Here is a 326-nt window from a genome sequence, read left to right on the forward strand (position 1 = left end):
GTACGGAAGTAAAACTGTGGACGGTAGCCTTTAAAGAATGGTGTATGACGACCACCTTCGTCTTTGCTCAAAACATAGACTTCAGCTTCAAATTTAGTATGCGGGGTAATGCTGCCTGGTTTTGCCAATACTTGACCACGCTCAACATCATCACGCTTAGTACCACGTAACAAGATACCTACGTTGTCACCGGCTTCACCGGAATCCAACAATTTACGGAACATCTCAACACCGGTACAAATGGTCTTGGTGGTATCACGGATACCAACAATTTCAATCTCTTCACCAACATTAACAACACCGGTTTCAATACGGCCAGTAACAAC

The 326-nt window shown here is 44.2% G+C and carries 1 protein-coding gene; it reads right to left on the reverse strand.

What is annotated here, in order from left to right; translation table 11 throughout:
- Positions 1-326, reverse strand: a 326-nt coding sequence (locus tag OS173_RS13485) for an EF-Tu/IF-2/RF-3 family GTPase (protein ID WP_267184763.1), incomplete at both ends; no start/stop codon positions are given.

Origin of the sequence: Marinicella gelatinilytica, from assembly GCF_026410405.1 — a bacterium.
GTDB lineage: Bacteria > Pseudomonadota > Gammaproteobacteria > Xanthomonadales > Marinicellaceae > Marinicella > Marinicella gelatinilytica.